Raw genomic sequence first — 17,089 nt, forward strand, 5'->3', positions numbered from 1 at the left:
ACGAATTGGGAAAAGTCTCAGGTCACGGCTCCCACTCCGGGCGGACCCTCATTCCGCCCTCTCTTCCCGAACTGACTGTTACCGTGCGGCACGTTTGCGGGTTCAAAGAACCCGTGTTCGTGTGAACGCACCCGGTACAGCCATGAGGAGGTGGCGCGTGTGGAAGGACTGGAGACAGCCCGCTTCAGCGCACTCGTGGTCGTGGGTCTGCTGGTCCTGTTCTACGGAGGGACCTTCCTGATCTCGGCCCGCATCGGCAAGAAGGAAGAGAACGCCGACGGTTACATGACCGCCGGCAACAACATCGGCTTCGGCATCTCCGCCGCCAGCATGACGGCGACCTGGATCTGGGCGTCCTCGATGTACGCCTCCGCGACCTCGGGGTACACCTACGGCGTCTCCGGCCCGATCCACTACGGGCTGTGGGGTGCGCTGATGATCCTCTTCATCTACCCCTTCGGCAAGCGGATCCGGCAGGTGGCCCCCAAGGCGCACACCCTCGCCGAGGTCATGTACGCCCGGCACGGCCGCTCCAGCCAGCTGATGCTGGCGGGTTCGAACATCGTGGGCAGTCTCATCAGCCTGATGTCGAACTTCATCGCCGGCGGTGTGCTGATCTCGATGCTGTCGCCGTTCACCTTCACCCAGGGCGTCTTCGCCATCGCGGCGGGCGTGCTGCTCTACACCCTGTGGTCCGGCTTCCGCGCCTCCGTGCTGACCGACTTCGTGCAGGTCGTCGCGATGCTCGGCGCGGTCGCCGTCATCGTGCCGTTCATCTTCTTCGCGGCGGACTTCCCGGCGGCCTTCGAGACCGGCGCCGGCCGGCTCACCCCGGAGCAGGGCGACTTCTTCTCCAGCACCGCCTTCATGGAGCAGGGCGCCCCGTACATCGCGGCCGTGCTCGCCTACGCGATCGGCAACCAGACCATCGCGCAGCGGCTGTTCGCGGTGCGGCAGGACCTGATCAAGCCGACCTTCGTCACCGCGACCGTCGGCTACGGCGCGATGGTCATCGGCGTCGGCATGCTGGGCGTGCTCGCCCTCTACCTCGGGCACGACCCGGCCGGCGGCGACGTCAACAACCTCATCCCGGGCATGGCCGCCGAGTACCTGCCGCCCGTGCTGCTGGCGCTGTTCTTCGTCATGATCGTCGGCGCGCTCTCCTCCACCGCCGACTCCGACCTCGCCGCCCTCTCCTCGATCATGATGGCCGACGTCTACGGCCAGAACGTGGCCGGCAAGGAGAGGGCGAACCCGCGCACCATGCTGCTGGTCGGCCGGATCACCATGGTGATGGCGACCGCGGCGGCCGTGGCGTTCGCCAGTCTGCAGCTGAACATCCTCGATCTGCTGGTCTTCGTGGGCGCGTTGTGGGGCGCCCTGGTCTTCCCGGTGCTGGCCAGTTTCTACTGGGACAAGGTCAGCGGGCGGGCGTTCACCACCTCGGTGCTCGCGGCGCTCGCGGTGTTCCTGCCGGTGCGCTTCTCCTGGATCCCCGTGGACGGCTTCTTCGGCGTCGTCGTGGACGTGCTGTCGGTGCTCGGCATCGGCGTCGTGCTCGGCCTGATGGTGTTCGGCTTCTTCGGCATCCGGGCGGCGAAGGCCGTGGGCGTGGCGGCGGTCGTGGTGGCGGCGCCGTTCGCCGTGGGCTCGCTGCACGAGTACGCCACGCTGTGCGGCTCGCTGGTGGCCTACTCGGTGTCCACCGTCGTCTGCTGGGCGATGAGCGTGCGCCGCCGTGAGGGCTTCGACTTCTCCCTCATCGCCCGGCGCACCGGCGACTTCGACCACGGGCCCGAGGCCGCACGGGCCCCGGAGACCCGGCCGGCCGAGGGCGACGGCCCGGCGCCCGGGCGCGGCGACGCCGGCGGCGCGCCCGAACCCGCCGGAACCACCACCCCGTGACCCCCGAGGAGGCACCGTGTCCACCGCAGCGCTCACCGCGTACGTCCTGATGTGGCCCGTGCTCGTGGCCGTCGTGCTGTTCGTCATCGGCCGCGGCTTCTTCCGCGAGTGGGCGAAGGCCCGCCGCGAGGGCGAGGACCTGATCTGACGCACCGCTCCGACGGGACGTGGGGAGAGGGGACACCCCAAGGGCGTCCCCTCTCCCCACGGGCCGTCTCGGGGTCGTCGCCCCGGGAAGTCCCCCAGGAACCGGGCCGGTCGGTGAGGGCCGTCTCAGGGGTGGTCCTCGTCACCGCGCACGATCCCGCCGCCGTCCGTGATCACCAGGATGGTCCCGTCCGCAGCACGCACCGCCGCGATCGGAGACCCCTCATGACCTCAGGCACCACCGCCCGCGCCCGCGCCACGGCCGTGTCCGCCTTACTGGCCTCGTCCCTGCTGCTCATCCCCCTCGCCGGGACGGCCGCCGCCCGCCCCGCTCCCGCCTCCCCCGCCGCCTCCGCGCCCCGGACCGGCGGATTCGACGCGACCGCGCTGGAACGGGCGCTCGCCGAGGTCCCCGACGGGGACGTCTCCGCGGCCCTGGTCCGGGTCGGCGGCAAGGGCGGCTGGGCGGGCAGCGCGGGTGTCCGGAGCCTGCGCACGGGGGCGCCCGCGCTGCCGCACGCCCGCTTCCGGGCCGGCTCCACGACCAAGGTGGTGACCGCGGCGGTCGTGCTCCGGCTCGTCGCGGAGAAGCGCGTCGACCTGGACGCCCCCGTCACCCGCTACCTGCCCGGGCTGCTCCCGCCGTCCTTCACCGAGCCCCCGACCGTCCGTCACCTGCTCACCTACACCAGCGGGCTGCGTCCCGGCGCGAGCCTCGGGTCGACGACCGAGGAGATGTACCCCCGCCGGTTCGAGACGCTCACCCCCGAGGAGGTGGTGGCCGCGTCCGTCGCCCGGGGACCGGCGCACGCCCCCGGCGAGCGGCAGGAGTACGGGAACATCCACTACACCGTGCTCGGCCTGCTCATCGAGAAGGTGACCGGCGACAGCTACGAACACCAGGCGGCCGTACGGGTCTTCCGCCCCCTGGGCATGCGGCACACCGGCTTCCCCGGCGGCCCCGACCCCCGTGTCCACGGGCCGCACCACCGCGCGTACGCCGACATCGGCGGCCGGACCACCGACGTCACCGAGTGGAACATGTCCGACCGCTGGGCGGCCGGGGACATGATCTCCACCACCGCCGACCTGGAGCGCCTGCTGTTCGGCCTGTTCGGCGGCGAACTCCTGCCCCGGCCGCTGCTGGACCAGATGCTCACCGTGCCGGACGCCGACGGCGCCACCTACGGGATGGCGCTCGAGCGGTTCGTGGTCGGCGGGCGGGAGGTCTGGGGCAAGACCGGCTCCCGGCCCGGCTACCACACGGTGCTGGGTGCCACCCGGGACCTGTCCCGCACGGTCGTCTACTCGGTCAACGCCAAGAGCGCCCGCGAGGACGGCTTCCCGCTCGTCCAGCGCTTCGCCCTGCCGGCCTTCGAGAGCTAGGCGGAGCCGGCGGAAGGGGCGCCCCGGGGAAGGCCGACACCGCGGAGCGCAGGGGCACTTGGCCCCTCGGCGACCGCCACCGGGGCGTCACGGCCGTCCCCGGCCGGGGGAGACCGGACGCCCCGCCGGGTTCAGGTCACGGTGCGGCCGCTGTGACCGGTCCCGGCGTCCGGCTCCGAGGGTGTCCCGGTAGGGTTCGCCTCCGGGAAGGGGAAGGTGAAGGAACCGGATGAGCAGGGATCTCGGTCTTCGTAGGCTCCACGCGCTCCGCGGGCCCCGCGGACCTCGCCGTACCGCGCTGATCGCGGCCTCCGTGACCGCGCTGTCGGCGACCGCGAGCGGCTGTGTCGTGGTGCACGGCGAGCGCGAGGTGCTCCCGTCCGCCACCCGCGCCGAAGCGGCCGAGGCGCTCGAGGAGTTCACGGCCGCGTACAACGAGGCCGACAAGGCGTACGACTCCTCCCTGGACGCCGGTCACGTCACCGGCGCGCTCGCCGACATCGACGCGGCGCGGCTCAAGGCGGGCAAGGTCAACCACCCCGACGGCAACCCGCGTCACGTGCCGCTGGAGCTGACCGACGCGAAGTTCACCATCCCCGCCAAGGCCGGCTGGCCGCGCTGGTTCCTCGCGGACGCGGCCGCCAACAAGGGCGGTGACATCCGCTGGCTGCTGGTGTTCACCCGCGACGCGCTGGACGACCCGTGGGAGGTGGCGTTCCTGACGCTGGTCTCCCCGGAGGACATACCGGAGTTCAAGACGGACGAGGACGGCTGGGCCGAGGCCGTCCCCGCGAACTCCACCGATCTCGCGGTCGCGCCGGGCGAGTTGAGCCAGAAGTACGCCACGTACCTGAAGGACGGCGGAAACGGTTTCGCGGACGGACCGCACACCAGCGCCTGGCGGGACACCAGGCGGAAGCAGGCGGTGCGGCCGGGTCTGGCCACGCAGTACATCGACGAGCCGATGGTGAACGGCGACTACGCGCCGCTGGCGCTGCGCACGGCGGACGGCGGGGCGCTGGTGTTCTTCACGACGCGGCACTTCGAGAAGCAGACGGCGGCGGCCGGGGCGACGGTGCCGACGCCGAACGAGGACGTGCTGGCGCTGACCACCGGGGAGATACGGCAGTCGCTGACGATGGAGTTCGTCTCCAGCGAGGTGGCGCTTGACCCGGCGGACGGTCCGGTGGAGGTGCTGGGGCGGGTCCAGGGGCTGACGTCCGCGAAGGGCGAGTAGTGGCGAGGCCGTGGCGCGGGACGGCGTGAGGTGACCGCCGTGGCGGTCAGCGGCGCAGGGGCCAGGCGGCTTCGGTGGGGCCGGGCCGGTCGCCGGCGTACCGGGCGCAGGCGTCCGTGAGGTACTCCAGCAGGCTCAGCGGGTCGGGCAGCGGGTGCTCGGGGCCGCGCTCCCAGTGGACCGACGGGTCGTCGTCGCCGAGGAGGCGGGCCGGCGGGACGAGGACGTAGGAGCCCCGGCAGTGCCAGCGCAGTCCGGGATGCTCGTCCATGGTCTCCGGATGGCAGTCCAGCTCGCAGGGCCACCACTCGTCCTCGTCCTCGGGGGTGCCCCGGGTGAGGGTGAAGAACAGCATGCGGCCGTCGTCGCTCTCGGCGACCGGGCCGACCTCGACGCCGGCCTCCAGCAGGCGGTCCAGCGCCTCACGGCCCGCGTCGAGGGGGACGTCGAGGACGTCGTGCACCATGCCGGTCGCGGTGATGAAGTTGGCCTGCGGCTGGTGGCGGGCCCAGCGCTCGATCTGGGCGCGGTCGGTGGTCGACTGGGTCTGCCAGGCGAAGGACACCGGGTGCCGGGCGGGGGTGGGACAGCCCACGCGGTCGCAGGAACAGCGGTAGCCGGCGGGGTGCGCGGCGGGCGCGAGCGGCAGTCCCGCTTCGGCGGCGGCGAGCAGCAGGGCCTCACGGCCGCCGTCACCGGCGGCCTCCTTCGGGCGGCGTCCGCGCAGCCACTGGGAGAGTTTGCCCTGCCGGCCGCTCCGGCCGCCGAACTCCGCGCTCATCTATCCCCTCGCCTCGCCGTCGTGCGCTCCAGCATGCCCTATGGTCCCACGATCGTGCGCATCGGGGGCCCGGAGCCCACAATCGGCGCAGGTGGGACGAGGGTGACGCGACAGGGCGCAAGCTGACCGGTGGGACGAACGGGACACCCGGTCCGCCGGGTGTCATTGCACGGTCCGCCCCGGTGGGCCCGCCTACCGTGGGCGGCATGGTCTCGTGGATCGCGTCGACGGCGCCGGCCGCCCTGCTGTCCGTGGTGTCCCTGGCCGCGCTGCCGTTCACGGGGCACGGCGGCTCTCCCCCGCTGGAGTGGGGCGGCGGCCCGCTGACGGTGGACTCGCTGCCCCGGGTGACGTACGTCGCCCACCGCGGCGGGGCGCGGGAGGTGCCGGAGAACAGCATGTCGGGGCTGATGGCGGCGTACCGGCGCGGCACGGCGCAGGTGCTGGACTTCGACACCCGGGTGCTGCGGGACGGCACGCCGGTGGTCTTCCACGACGCGACGCTGAACCGCACGACCTTCCTGGGCGGGCAGGTGCGGAAGCTGGACGCGCGGGAGTGGGAGGGGGTGCGGCTGCGTCCGCGCGACAGCCTGCCGGGGAGCTGGCGGTCGGAGCGGCCGCCGACGGTCGAGGAGGTGCTGGACCGGCTGGGCGGGCGGATCCTGCTGATGCTGGAGCTGAAGGATCCGCGCGGCCTGGACCGGGTGGCCGGGATGATCCGGGCGCGGGGACTGACCCGGTCGGTGTTCGTCAACACCAACGACCCGGCGGTCGCGCGGCGGGTGCACCGGCAGGGCCTGCTGACCCAGCTGTGGCGCTCGGCCGACCAGATGCGCACCGACCGGCCGGAGCGGTGGCGCTCCTTCGTCGACCTGCTGGACGTCGACATCCACGCCCGGGACGCGGACCTGAAGCGCGCGGTGCGCTCGGGGATCGGGCGGGTGTGGGCGCACACCGTCCTCACCCCGGCGCAGCGCGACCGCGCCCTGGCGCTCGGCTGCGACGGGATCCTCACGGACGCGCCGGGGCGGCTGGCGCGGTACCGGGCACGGGTGCCGGGGCCGGTCAGCGCGGTGACGGGGCGCTGAGCGGCGGGCCGGGCGGGGCCGGTGTCAGCGGGGGGCGAGGCCGTGGAGGGCGTAGTCGACGAGGGTGTCGGTGTACGCGTGGTCGATGGGGCCGGTGTACTGCAGCCAGCGCTGGGCGAGCGGGGAGACGAACAGCTCCAGGGCGATGCGCGGGTCGATGTCGGGGCGGACGTCCCCGGCCTCCTGCGCGGCGCGCAGCCGGTCGACGTAGAGCTGGAGCTGGGGTTCGAGGAGCCGGGCGACGAAGCGCCGGCCGAGTTCCTCGTTGACGATGCCCTCGGCGGCCAGGGCGCGCGAGGGCGCCTCGAAGGCGGGGTCGCGCAGCTCGTCGACGGTGGCGCGCAGGACGCTCTTGAGGTCGGCGGCGAGGTCCCCGGTGTCCGGGAGGCTGTACGGGACCTGCCCGGCGGCCTCGGCGGCCTGCTCGCTCAGCGCCGTGAACGCCTCGAGCAGGACGTCCGCCTTCGACGACCACCAGCGGTAGATCGTCTGCTTGCCGACGCCGGCGCGGGAGGCGATCCCCTCGATGGTGGTCTTCGGATACCCCACCTCGGCGACGAGGGCGAGGGCGGCGTCGTAGATGGCACGACGGGACCGCTCGCTGCGGCGCGAGGTGTCGGGGGCGGGCGACTGTTTCTGGGCCATGGCGCGAATGTAGCAGGTTGACAAGACGCTACGTCTCGCCGGACAGTGGAGCGGACGACAGGCGAGACGGACCGTCTCGTATTCTCTCCATCGGAAGGAGCCTCTCATGACCCGAGGCGGAAACATGCTGGGCGTCGGCGGCACCCGGCGGCACCTGGGCCGGGAAGCCCTGCGCGGCGGCGGCCACGGCGGCCGCGTCGGCGGCGGCACGGACCCCCAGGCCCGGAAACGCGAACTGCTGCGCCGGCTCCGGGAACGGCGCACCGCCCGCCAGGAGGGCGGTGCGGGGGAGGAGAGCGGTCAGCCGATCCAGCGGTAGACGGCCGGCCCCGGTGGCGGGCCCCGGTGGCGGGCCCCGGTGGCGGGCGTCGCGGGCGCGGCCGGCCGGATCGTCGAGGATCGCCGGCGGTCCCCGGGCCTCCGCGGGTCCTCCGGGCCTCCGAACCTCCGGGTTCTCCGGGCCTCTGAGTCCTCCGGGTTCTCCGGGTTCTCCGGGCCTCCGGGCCTCCGGGACGGCGGCCTCACCTCCGTCGGACGCCGGAGACGCCGGAGGAGAGCGGCACGTGCGCACGCCGTGGACCGGTCCGCGGCGCCGCGACGGTGAGGGGCACCCCGGCGTCCGCCGGCCGGCGGACGACCGTGACCGCTACTCCTGCTCGGGCGCAGGCGGCCAGGGGTCGCCCCAGTCCGTGTCGCGGGCCGCGCGGTAGAGGGCGCCGTGGCGTTTGGTGATCGTGGTGCGGCGGAGGGCCGGGTCCGTCTCGCAGAGGTCGAGGAGGACCTGGCCCTTGCGGATCTGGGGCTTGCGGACGACGCGGGCGGGGGCCGGGGCGACCGGGTGCCGGGTCGCGGCGACGTAGCTGAACTTCTCGTCCTCGTAGGCGAGGGTGCCGCCCTTGATCTGGCGGTGCAGCGAGGAGCGGCTGACCCGCGCCGAGAAGTGGCACCAGTCCGTGCCGGGCGCGATGGGGCAGGCCGCGCCGTGCGGGCACGGGGCGGCCACGTGGAAGCCCGCGGCGATCAGGCGGTCGCGGGCCTCGATCACGCGGGTGTAGCCGTCGGGGGTGCCGGGCTCCACGATCACCACGGCCCGCGCGGCGCCGGCGGCCGCGTCGACGAGGGCGGCGCGGTCGGGGGCGGTGAGTTCGTTGAGCACGTAGGAGACGGTGACGAGGTCCGTCGGCCCGAGGGTGAGCGCCGGTCCGATCCGGGCGCGTTCCCAGCGGGCGGCGCGCAGGGCCGGGTGCCCGGCGGCCAGTTCGCGGCCGAGGTCGAGCGCGGGTCCGGCCCAGTCCAGCACGGTCACCGGACGCTCCCCGTCCCAGGTCGCGCTCACCGCCCACGCCGCCGCGCCGGTGCCGCCGCCCACGTCGACGTGGTCCCCGGGCGTCCACCCGGGCACGGCGCCGGCGAAGGCGCGGAGCGCCGCGTGGACCGCCTCGAAGGTGGCGGGCATGCGGTACGCGGCGTACGCGGCCACGTCGGCGCGGTCGCGCAGGATGGGGGCGTCGGTGGGGGTGGCGCCCCGGTAGTGGGCGATCAGCCGCTCGACGGCCTGGGCGGCCTGCCGCGCCGGGATCCCGTCGAGCAGCCCCCCGAGGGCGGCGCGCAGGGAGTCGGCTGTGGGGAGGGGGGCGGGGGCGTTCACCCGGTGATTCTACTGACCCCCAAGGAGCCTCGTTTCCGCACGTGGGCCGGGGCATGCCGGCGGATCGGCGCGCCTGGCGGCGGTGAGGCCGGCGGGCCGTGGCTCCACCGGGGTCCGGTCGGTGACGGGACCGGAACGCCGGACGGCCCGTGGCCACCGGACGGCACGCCGCCACCGGGTGGCCCGTCGCCGGGGGCCGGGAATCCGTGGGCGCCGCGGGCGCGGTGTCACGGGATCCGAGACCCCGTGGCCACGGACGTCCGGGACGGCACGGGTCTTCTGCCGGGGGCGCCCCGCCCCGGAAGCGCCGTCAGCGCCCGGCCAGGGCCCGCGCGGCAGGACTCCGGTGAGGCCGACGGCCGGCGCCGGGCAGCCGCGAAGTCGCGGCGCTTCCCGGCCCGGGACGCCGGGACGGGCGGCGCGACGCCGCTGTCGGGGGCCGCCCCCAAGGACGAGCCCTCTCACCTCCCCCGCACCGCCCGCGCCACCCGGGTCGCCGCGTCCGCGCGGGGCGTGCTGTCGGGCGAGGCGGGGCGGCGGGGGTGGACCGTGTTGGCGAGGAGGACGACGAAGGTGTCCGTGGCGCGGTCGAGGACCAGGGAGGTGCCGGTGAAGCCGGAGTGGCCGGCGGCGCCGCGGCCCGCGAGGGCGCCCATGAAGGAGGGCTGGTCCACGGCGAAGCCGAGGCCCGGGGGCCGCAGCATGAGGTCCACGTGGTCCGGGCCGAGGATGCGGGCGGGCCCGTACGCCCCGCCCGCCAGCAGGGTGCGGCAGAGGACCGCGAGGTCGCCCGCCGTGGCGAAGAGGCCGGCGTGGCCGGCGACCCCGCCCAGCGCCCAGGCGTTCTCGTCGTGCACCTCGCCCCGCAGCATCCCCCGGTCCGCCTTGCCCCACGGCCGCCGCTGGTCCTCGGTCGCGGCGGCCGACGGGCAGGGCCCGAACCCGGTCGCGTCCATGCCGAGGGGCCGGGTGATGCCGTCGCGCACCAGGACGTCGAGGGTGCGGCCGGTGAGGCGTTCCAGGACGTGCTGGAGCAGCAGCATGTTCAGGTCGGAGTAGCAGTACGTGCCGGGCATGCCGACCGGCCGTTCCGCGCGCAGCCGCGCCAGGCGCTCGGCGTCGTCGGCGCAGTCGTACAGCGGCAGTTCGGGGCGCAGTCCGGAGGTGTGGGTGAGCAGCTGGCGCACGGTGACGCCGTGCCGTACGGCCGCCGTGAAGTCCGGCAGGTAGGCGCCGACGCGCGCGTCGAGGTCCAGCGTGCCCCGCTCGATCTGCTGCACGGCGGCCACCGCCGTGAACAGCTTGGTGACGGAGGCCAGGTCGAACGGGGTGTCCACGGTCATCGGCACCCGCTGCTCCGGCGGCAGCTCGACGGGCGCGTCCGCCGTCCCGTCGTAGCCGGCGTAGCGCACCGCCCAGCCCGCCGCCTCCTCCACGGCGATGACCGGGCCGCGTCCGACGGCCACCACCGCGCCCGCCGCCCAGGGCCGTCCGCCCTCGGTGCGGGCGCGGACCTCCTGGACCAGACGCCGCAGCTCCCCGGCGTCCAGTCCGGCCCGTTCCGGGGTGCCCCGGCGCAGTCGCGGGGTGCTCAGACGCCCCCGCCCTTCCGGTCCGTCCCGCTCCTCCACGGGCGGCACATTCCCAGGAAGCAGGCCGTCGCCACCAGGGCGGAGGCCAGCTGGACGACGGCCATCGGGACGGCGGTGTCCTCGCCGGCGATGCCGACCAGCGGGGTGACGACCGCGGCGACCAGGAAGGACGTCGTGCCGAGCAGGGCGGACGCGGAGCCCGCGGAGTGCTTGGTGTGCAGCAGGGCGAGGGTCTGGGTGTTGGGCATGGTGACGCCCATCGCGGACATCAGCACGAACAGCGCGACGGCCACGGGCACCAGCCCGGTCTCGCCGAACACGCCGAGGGACAGCAGCAGCAGCACCGTCGCCGCGGCCACCACGACGGCGAGCCCGACGCCGAGCACCTTGTCCAGGCGGACCCGTCCGACCAGCACCTTGCCGTTGATCTGGCCCACCACTATCAGCCCGACGGAGTTCAGCCCGAACAGCAGGCTGAAGGTCTGCGGGGAGGCGCCGTAGATCTCCTGGACGACGAACGGGGACGCCGAGACGTAGGCGAACAGCGAGGCGAAGGCGAAGCCGCCGGCCAGCGTGTAACCGGTGAAGACCCGGTCGGCGAGCAGCCGGCGCATCGAGCCGAGGGTCTCGCCCACTCCCCCGTCGTGCCGGTCGGCCGGCGCGAGCGTCTCCGGCAGCTTCGCCCACACCACGACGGTCAGCAGCACCCCGATGGCGGTCAGGACGACGAACACGCCCCGCCAGTCGGTCACCCGCAGGATCTGCCCCCCGACCAGCGGCGCCATGATCGGCGCGATCCCGGAGATCAGCATGAGGGTGGAGAAGAAGCGGGCCATGGCCACGCCGTCGTACAGGTCGCGGGCGACCGCGCGGGCGATGACGATGGCGGCCGCGCCCGCGAGTCCCTGGGCCAGCCGGAAGGCGACGAGGAGTTCGACGGTGGGGGCGAGGGCGCACAGCGCGGTGACGACGACGTACACCGCGAGGCCGGCCAGCAGTGGCCGGCGGCGGCCCCAGCGGTCGCTCATCGGCCCGACGACCAGCTGCCCGAACGCCATGCCGGCCAGGCAGGCGGTGAGGGTGAGCTGGACGGTGGCGGCGGGCGCGTGCAGGGACCGGGTGACCTCCGGCAGGGCCGGCAGGTACATGTCCATCGCCAGCGGCGGGGTGGCCGTGAGCCCGCCGAGGAGCAGCGTGACCAACAGGCTCGCACGCCGGCCGGGGACCGCGCCCCGGGCCGCCGTGGTGGCGCCCTCCGCCGCCCCCGCAGTGCCGCCCGGCGCCGGGTCCGGCCGCCCGCCCCCGCCCGTGTCCGCGGTCCTCTCCGGCGCCCCGCCGCCGACCGGACCCGCCGACGGCTTCGATATGGACGCCCCGCTCTCGGGCATGTGCCCCTCCCTTTTCCTGCCTTCGGCTCCCTATGCTCTCAGCTCGTACGGAGTGCTCGACGTCGACGGTGATGTCATGGGAGCGCTTCCATCGACTCTCGTCGACGATACGGCGAACGACACGATCAGGGTGGGACGAATGACAGAGCAGAAGGTGCGCTGGGGGATCCTGGCGACCGGGGGGATCGCCGCGAGGTTCACCGCGGACCTGGCGGACGTGCCCGACGCGGAGGTCGTGGCGGTGGCGTCGCGGTCGACGGAGCCGGCGAAGGCGTTCGCCGAACGGTTCGGGATACCGCGGGCGTACGGCGACTGGGAGTCGCTGGCGCTCGACGAGGAGGTCGACGTCGTCTACGTCGCCACTCCGCACACGGCGCACCGCGCGGCGGCCGGGCTGATGCTGGAGTCCGGGCGGAACGTGCTGTGCGAGAAGCCGTTCACGCTGAACGCGCGGGAGGCCGAGGAGCTGGTCGCGCTGGCGCGGGGCAACGGGCGTTTCCTGATGGAGGCCATGTGGACGTACTGCCATCCGATGGTGCGGCGGCTGAAGGCGCTGGTCGACGACGGCGCGATCGGCGAGGTGCGCCACGTGCAGGCGGACTTCGGTCTCTCGGGTCCGTTCCCGGTGTCGCACCGGCTGCGGAACCCGGCGCTGGGCGGGGGCGCCCTGCTGGACCTGGGCGTGTACCCGGTGTCGTTCGCGCATCTGCTGCTCGGGGAGCCGTCGGACGTCACGGCGCGGGCGATGCTCTCGGAGGAGGGCGTCGATCTGCAGACGGGGGCGCTGCTCTCGTGGGAGAACGGCGCCCTCGCCTCGGTGCACTGCTCCATCGTGGGCGGTACGGCGACCTACGCCTCGGTCACCGGCTCCGAGGGACGCATCGACATTCCGTCCGGCTTCTTCTTCCCGGAGCGGTTCGTGCTGCACCGGAACGGCTGTGACGCCGAGGAGTTCACGGCCGACCCGGCCGACGGCCCCCGCGACAGCCTCAAGCACGAGGCCGTCGAGGTGATGCGGGCCCTGCGGGCCGGTGAGACGGAGTCGCCGGTGGTCCCGCTGGACGGCACCCTCGCCGTGATGCGGACGCTCGACGCGATCCGGGACCGCGTCGGCGTCCGCTACCCGGGCGAGGACGCGAACGGCTCGGCGGTCAGGCCGGCTTGAGCCCCGGGTTCCCCGCCTCCGTGACGAAGGAGGCGGCGGTGGTGAGCGGCGCGCCCGGCGTGGTCACGTGGGAGACCGTCCTGAAGTCGGCGCGCGCCCGCTCCCGGCCGAGCGTGACGGTCGTGTAGCCGCGCAGACCGTTGTAGAAGCGCAGGTGCGGGTTGGCGGCGGTCAGGTTGTCCCAGTTGGCGGGCTTCTCCGACCCGTTGCCGCCGCTGGTGACGGAGGTGGTGACGATCTCGGTGCCCACGGTCCTCGAGCCGGGGTCGGAGAAGTCGCGCTTGATGTCGAAGCCGTAGTGGACGTGCACGTCGCCGGTGAGGATCATCAGGTTCTCCACGCCGGCGGCCTGCGCGCCGGCCAGGACGCGCTCGCGGGAGGCCGGGTAGCCGTCCCAGGAGTCCATGGACACCTTGGCGGGCGGGGTCGGCGTGTCCAGCCGCCGGGAGAAGGTGACCTGCTGCGGCACGACGTTCCACACGGCGTCGGAGCGGCGCCAGCCGTCGATCAGCCAGCGCTCCTGGGCGGCGCCGGTGAGGGTGCGCGAGGGGTCCTCGGACTCGGGGCCGGGGAACTGCCAGCCGTCGCCGTAGGCCTGGTCGGAGCGGTACTGCCGGGTGTCGAGCACGTCGAACTGGGCGAGGCGGCCCCAGTGCAGACGACGGTACAGCCTCAGGTCCGGGCCGTCGGGGAGCTGGGGCCGGCGCAGCGGCATGTTCTCCCAGTAGGCGCGGTAGGCGGCGGCCCGGCGCAGCAGGAACTCCTCCGGCGGGACGCTGTTCTCGGGGATGCCGCCCGCGTAGTTGTTCTCGGTCTCGTGGTCGTCCCAGGTGACGACGAAGGGGTGCGCGGCGTGCGCGGCCCTGAGGTCGGGGTCGGACTTGTAGAGGGCGTACCGCAGCCGGTAGTCCTCCAGCGTGACGGTCTCCCGGCGGAACAGGTCGGGCAGGGTGCCGGCCGGGTAGGCGCGGGAGCCGGCGACGTCGTTGACGGCGTACTCGTAGAGGTAGTCGCCGAGATGGAAGACGACGTCGACGTCCTCCTGCGCGAGGTGCCGGTAGGCGGTGTAGTAGCCCTGGTCGTAGCGCTGGCAGGAGACGATGCCGAAGGTGAGGTCCGCGGCGCGGCTGCGGACGGCGGGCGCGGTGCGGGTGCGGCCGGCGGGGCTGACGAAGCGGCCGGCGCGGAAGCGGTAGTGGTAGACGCGGCCGGGGGCGAGCCCGCCGGCCTCGACGTGCACGGTGTGGTGGAACTCGGGGTGGGCGGTGGCCTTCCCGCGCCTGACGACGCTGCGGAAGCGGGCGTCGAGGGCGAGTTCCCACTCGACGGTGACGCGGCGGGCGGGCAGCCCGCCGTCCGCCTGGTACGGCGCGGGCGCGAGGCGGGTCCACAGCAGCACCGAGTCGGGGTGCGGGTCGCCGGAGGCCACGCCGAGCGTGAAGGGGTCGTCGGCGAGCCGCGCGGTGTCCAGTTCGGCGGCGGCCGCGGTGCCCGCGCCGGGCACGCCGACGGCGAAGGCGAGCGCGGCGGCGGCCCCGGTGGCGGTCAGGAAGCGGCGGCGGCCGATGTGGCGGGCGGCGGCGCGCAGTTCGGGCGCGTGGGACGGGCGGGCCTCGGATGTCGTCGGTACCTGTGCCGTCGGTTCCCGTGTCATCGGTTCCTCCCCTGGCGGACATGTGGGTGCGGGAGGAATTGCAGTGGCCGGGGACGACGTGGCATTGACGCGTGCACATCATTTGGATGACGGTCGCATGAGCAGCAACGGTCCGAGGTCGCACGGTGAACCCTTCCGTACGCCGCGGGCTCTTGAAGGCCGAGAAGACGGCCGGGCGGACGGACCGGGATCGCGCCGGTCACCGGGGTGGGTTCCGGCGTCGGATGCGCCGTGACCCGCGAACTATTGGGCGCGGGCTGGTCGGTGACGCCGGCGGGGCGGAGGGGGACGGAAGGTGGCCGGCCGTCTCGACGGCCGTGTCACGACCCGGGGACGTGGAGGCGCCGTTCGCGGCGGCTGAGATGACGGGGCCTATGCGGACCGGCGCGCTCCAGGCGAACGGAGAGATCGCGGGCGAGGCGTTCCGCACCTTTGTCGTGGGAGGTGATCCACACAATCGGAGTTAACACATCCGCCCCATTGCGGCCGTTCGGGATACTATGCTCAACTTCTCTACACCAAAGCTTCACAGTTGAGGCAGCGGTCTTTCATCGGCCACCTCCAGGGGGAGGGCGGCAGCCGTTCCACTCCGCCGGCTGGGGGTGGACCCGCGCGGGACCGCGGGTCCATACCGGCGGGTGGATCGGCTGCCGCACGTTTTCCGTGGCTGGAGGGTTCCCGGCCTCCCGCTCCGACGGCCCGTCGAGGTCGCTCGATCCTGTTCCGGCCATGGGTGACAGCCCTTCCCGGTCCCCCCGCACCGTCACCATGTCGCTCTCACGGCCCGCTCGACGCTCCCGGGGGTCGCTTCCTCGGTGACCGTCACGTCGAAACCGTAGGTGTCGTCGCAGAAGACCAGTTCCTCCGCCGGCGGGACCAGGCGTCGGTACCAGACGGCGAACCGGACCGCGAGGTGCAGCGGCCCTTCGAGGTAGAGGCACGTCCCGTCGATGTGGGAGCGGCCTTCGAGCCGGTCCCCCGCCTCCTCGTACAGCCAGGTCACATCCCGCACCTCGGGTCCGGAAGTGTGATCGCTGCTCACCTCCGCGCCGGGCCAGTCCGTGCGGAGTGCCCGTGTCAGCTCGTCCCGGTCGACGGCCTGGCCGCCCGCCCCTTCGAACACCGCGAGATAGGTCACGAGTCCACTTTCTCGTGGGCTCCGGACGTGGCGGAGCCCGGGAGTCGTATCCAGCTCCCGGGCTCCTGGGGATGCCACCCAATTGCGCACGCCGGCGGCGTTCAAGAGGACGGATCAGTCGTCAGGCCGTCGTGTTCTTCCTTTGAACTACCGCGCCGGGGAAGAGGCGCAGGCGAGAGTCGAACTCGCATCCGACGGCGTTCGTCCGTCCCCGTTCGGTCCGGCGATCGGCGGCGATGCTGAGACTGGAGCGAGAGTCTGAGATTGATCACGGCCGCCTTCGTCGGCAGGCCGTGCCTTCAGGCTGAACTTCAGTTTCAGCTTGCGCTCCCGGCACGAATCGGTCCTCACCCGGCTCGCACCCCGTAGCGCACCCCCGCGCTCGCACGCGGGGGCGATCGTGGATGCCACCTGTGGCCGCGCCGCGCGTCAGCCGAACAGGTAGCCGAACACCGCGTCGCCGACCCGCTGGTCGGTGACCTCGGTGCCGTTGGCCTCCTCGCGGGCGAACTTCACGGCCTGCTGGAGCTTCTCGACGCGCTCCACCAGCTCGTTCACCCGCCGCGCCGGAAGGGCGCCGGAGAACTTCACGGTGGTCCAGTAACCGATCGGCACGTCCTCGTAGTACACCTCGACCTGCGCCGGGTGCTTCTCCGTGGCCTCCGCCTTGACGTGGTTGCGCGGCACCTTCTTCGTGCGGATGGTGCGCACCGGGTCCGTCTTCCACCAGTCCGTGGACGGGTCGAGGGACCAGGACTCGGCGGCGTCGAGGGTCGGCAGCTTCTTGACGAAGCCGTGCAGTTCGGCGAGCTGCTTCTCGAGGAAGAGCAGGTAGCTGACGGGGACGTCGGCGACGAGCGTCCGCCCGTCGACCGTGACGTCCGCGCGGGCCTGGCAGTTGGCCCAGTCCTTCGTCGCGGTGACGTCGAACAGCCGGGTCAGCGAGGCGGACACCTCGCGCACCACGTCCTCGGCCTGCACCTGCACCCGCGTGGACTCGGGCGGCAGCTGCTCGCCCTCCTCGTCCTTCGGCTGGTACGTGCGCGAGATGCCGGCCAGCAGCGCCGGCTTCTGCACCTTGGCGTGCGCGGCGTTGATGTCCTGGAGCGACTTGCTCTTGACACCCTTCTCGACCGCGATGATCTGGTTCAGCTTGGTCACGGGCTCCCCCTTCGAACAGGCAGGAGCTTGTCAGAGAGCCGTTGACCGGCGCACACGATTTATCGCGTGCGCCGAAGCGAAGCCTGTCGGACCGAGAACACTCAACCGCGTGCTCGACCCCATGCGTGGATGTTCCCGCTGCCTTGGCTCGGCG

15 protein-coding genes are annotated in these 17,089 nt (G+C 73.5%); 7 read left to right on the plus strand and 8 right to left on the minus strand.

What is annotated here, in order from left to right:
- Positions 1–159 precede the first annotated feature (159 nt).
- The 4 genes from ACWH4W_RS30550 to ACWH4W_RS30565 all read left to right on the plus strand — a co-directional run bounded on the left by ACWH4W_RS30550 (position 160) and on the right by ACWH4W_RS30565 (position 4,675).
- Positions 160–1,905 carry a sodium:solute symporter family protein gene (locus ACWH4W_RS30550; RefSeq protein ID WP_473079039.1) on the plus strand — a complete coding sequence of 582 codons (1,746 nt, stop codon included), beginning with the start codon at positions 160–162 and terminating at the stop codon, positions 1,903–1,905.
- Between the two features lie 16 nt (positions 1,906–1,921).
- The gene (locus ACWH4W_RS30555) at positions 1,922–2,053 is read left to right on the plus strand and encodes a putative transporter small subunit (protein WP_473079040.1); all 132 of its coding nucleotides are present in this window, start codon (positions 1,922–1,924) and stop codon (positions 2,051–2,053) included.
- 224 nt (positions 2,054–2,277) lie between these two features.
- The gene (locus ACWH4W_RS30560) at positions 2,278–3,438 is read left to right on the plus strand and encodes a serine hydrolase domain-containing protein (protein ID WP_473079041.1); all 1,161 of its coding nucleotides are present in this window, start codon (positions 2,278–2,280) and stop codon (positions 3,436–3,438) included.
- A 229-nt stretch (positions 3,439–3,667) separates the two neighbouring features.
- A complete protein-coding gene (locus ACWH4W_RS30565; RefSeq protein ID WP_473079042.1) occupies positions 3,668–4,675 on the plus strand; it encodes an SCO2278 family lipoprotein in 1,008 nt (335 codons plus the stop codon).
- Between the two features lie 46 nt (positions 4,676–4,721).
- Here the strand turns inward: ACWH4W_RS30565 and ACWH4W_RS30570 are convergent, their stop codons facing one another.
- Positions 4,722–5,456 carry a bifunctional DNA primase/polymerase gene (locus tag ACWH4W_RS30570; protein ID WP_473079043.1) on the minus strand — a complete coding sequence of 245 codons (735 nt, stop codon included), beginning with the start codon at positions 5,454–5,456 and terminating at the stop codon, positions 4,722–4,724.
- A gap of 206 nt (positions 5,457–5,662) precedes the next feature.
- Between ACWH4W_RS30570 and ACWH4W_RS30575 the strand changes: the two genes are divergently transcribed.
- Entirely contained in the window at positions 5,663–6,544 is an 882-nt protein-coding gene (locus ACWH4W_RS30575; protein WP_473079044.1) for a glycerophosphodiester phosphodiesterase, read from the plus strand.
- A gap of 24 nt (positions 6,545–6,568) precedes the next feature.
- Here the strand turns inward: ACWH4W_RS30575 and ACWH4W_RS30580 are convergent, their stop codons facing one another.
- The gene (locus tag ACWH4W_RS30580; RefSeq protein WP_473079045.1) at positions 6,569–7,189 is read right to left on the minus strand and encodes a TetR/AcrR family transcriptional regulator; all 621 of its coding nucleotides are present in this window, start codon (positions 7,187–7,189) and stop codon (positions 6,569–6,571) included.
- 106 nt (positions 7,190–7,295) lie between these two features.
- Here ACWH4W_RS30580 and ACWH4W_RS30585 point away from each other — a divergent pair, with 106 nt between their 5' ends.
- Positions 7,296–7,508, plus strand: a complete 213-nt coding sequence (locus tag ACWH4W_RS30585; protein WP_473079046.1) for a DUF6243 family protein — start codon at positions 7,296–7,298, stop codon at positions 7,506–7,508.
- Between the two features lie 327 nt (positions 7,509–7,835).
- Here ACWH4W_RS30585 and ACWH4W_RS30590 read toward each other — a convergent pair whose 3' ends face one another.
- The 3 genes from ACWH4W_RS30590 to ACWH4W_RS30600 all read right to left on the minus strand — a co-directional run bounded on the left by ACWH4W_RS30590 (position 7,836) and on the right by ACWH4W_RS30600 (position 11,817).
- Entirely contained in the window at positions 7,836–8,837 is a 1,002-nt protein-coding gene (locus ACWH4W_RS30590) for a small ribosomal subunit Rsm22 family protein (protein WP_473079047.1), read from the minus strand.
- Positions 8,838–9,298: 461 nt separating this feature from the next.
- The gene (locus tag ACWH4W_RS30595; RefSeq protein WP_473079048.1) at positions 9,299–10,468 is read right to left on the minus strand and encodes a serine hydrolase domain-containing protein; all 1,170 of its coding nucleotides are present in this window, start codon (positions 10,466–10,468) and stop codon (positions 9,299–9,301) included.
- The gene (locus ACWH4W_RS30600) at positions 10,429–11,817 is read right to left on the minus strand and encodes a multidrug effflux MFS transporter (RefSeq protein WP_473079049.1); all 1,389 of its coding nucleotides are present in this window, start codon (positions 11,815–11,817) and stop codon (positions 10,429–10,431) included. Before ACWH4W_RS30600 ends, ACWH4W_RS30595 begins: the two co-directional genes overlap by 40 nt.
- Before the next feature lie 139 nt (positions 11,818–11,956).
- Between ACWH4W_RS30600 and ACWH4W_RS30605 the strand changes: the two genes are divergently transcribed.
- Positions 11,957–12,982: a Gfo/Idh/MocA family protein gene (locus ACWH4W_RS30605; RefSeq protein WP_473079050.1), complete on the plus strand. Its 1,026-nt coding sequence runs from the start codon at positions 11,957–11,959 to the stop codon at positions 12,980–12,982.
- On the opposite strand, the gene ACWH4W_RS30610 is transcribed toward ACWH4W_RS30605, so the two are convergent.
- The 3 genes from ACWH4W_RS30610 to ACWH4W_RS30620 form a co-directional block, all read right to left on the minus strand.
- Entirely contained in the window at positions 12,969–14,636 is a 1,668-nt protein-coding gene (locus ACWH4W_RS30610; protein WP_473079051.1) for an alkaline phosphatase D family protein, read from the minus strand. The two genes, ACWH4W_RS30605 and ACWH4W_RS30610, sit on opposite strands and share 14 nt — an antisense overlap.
- A 763-nt stretch (positions 14,637–15,399) precedes the next feature.
- On the minus strand, positions 15,400–15,774 hold the full coding sequence (locus ACWH4W_RS30615; protein WP_473079052.1) for a hypothetical protein: 375 nt from the start codon (positions 15,772–15,774) through the stop codon (positions 15,400–15,402).
- Between the two features lie 429 nt (positions 15,775–16,203).
- On the minus strand, positions 16,204–16,935 hold the full coding sequence (locus ACWH4W_RS30620; RefSeq protein ID WP_473079053.1) for a DUF7873 family protein: 732 nt from the start codon (positions 16,933–16,935) through the stop codon (positions 16,204–16,206).
- Positions 16,936–17,089 lie beyond the last annotated feature (154 nt).

The organism is Streptomyces sp. DSM 120436, from assembly GCF_055778765.1.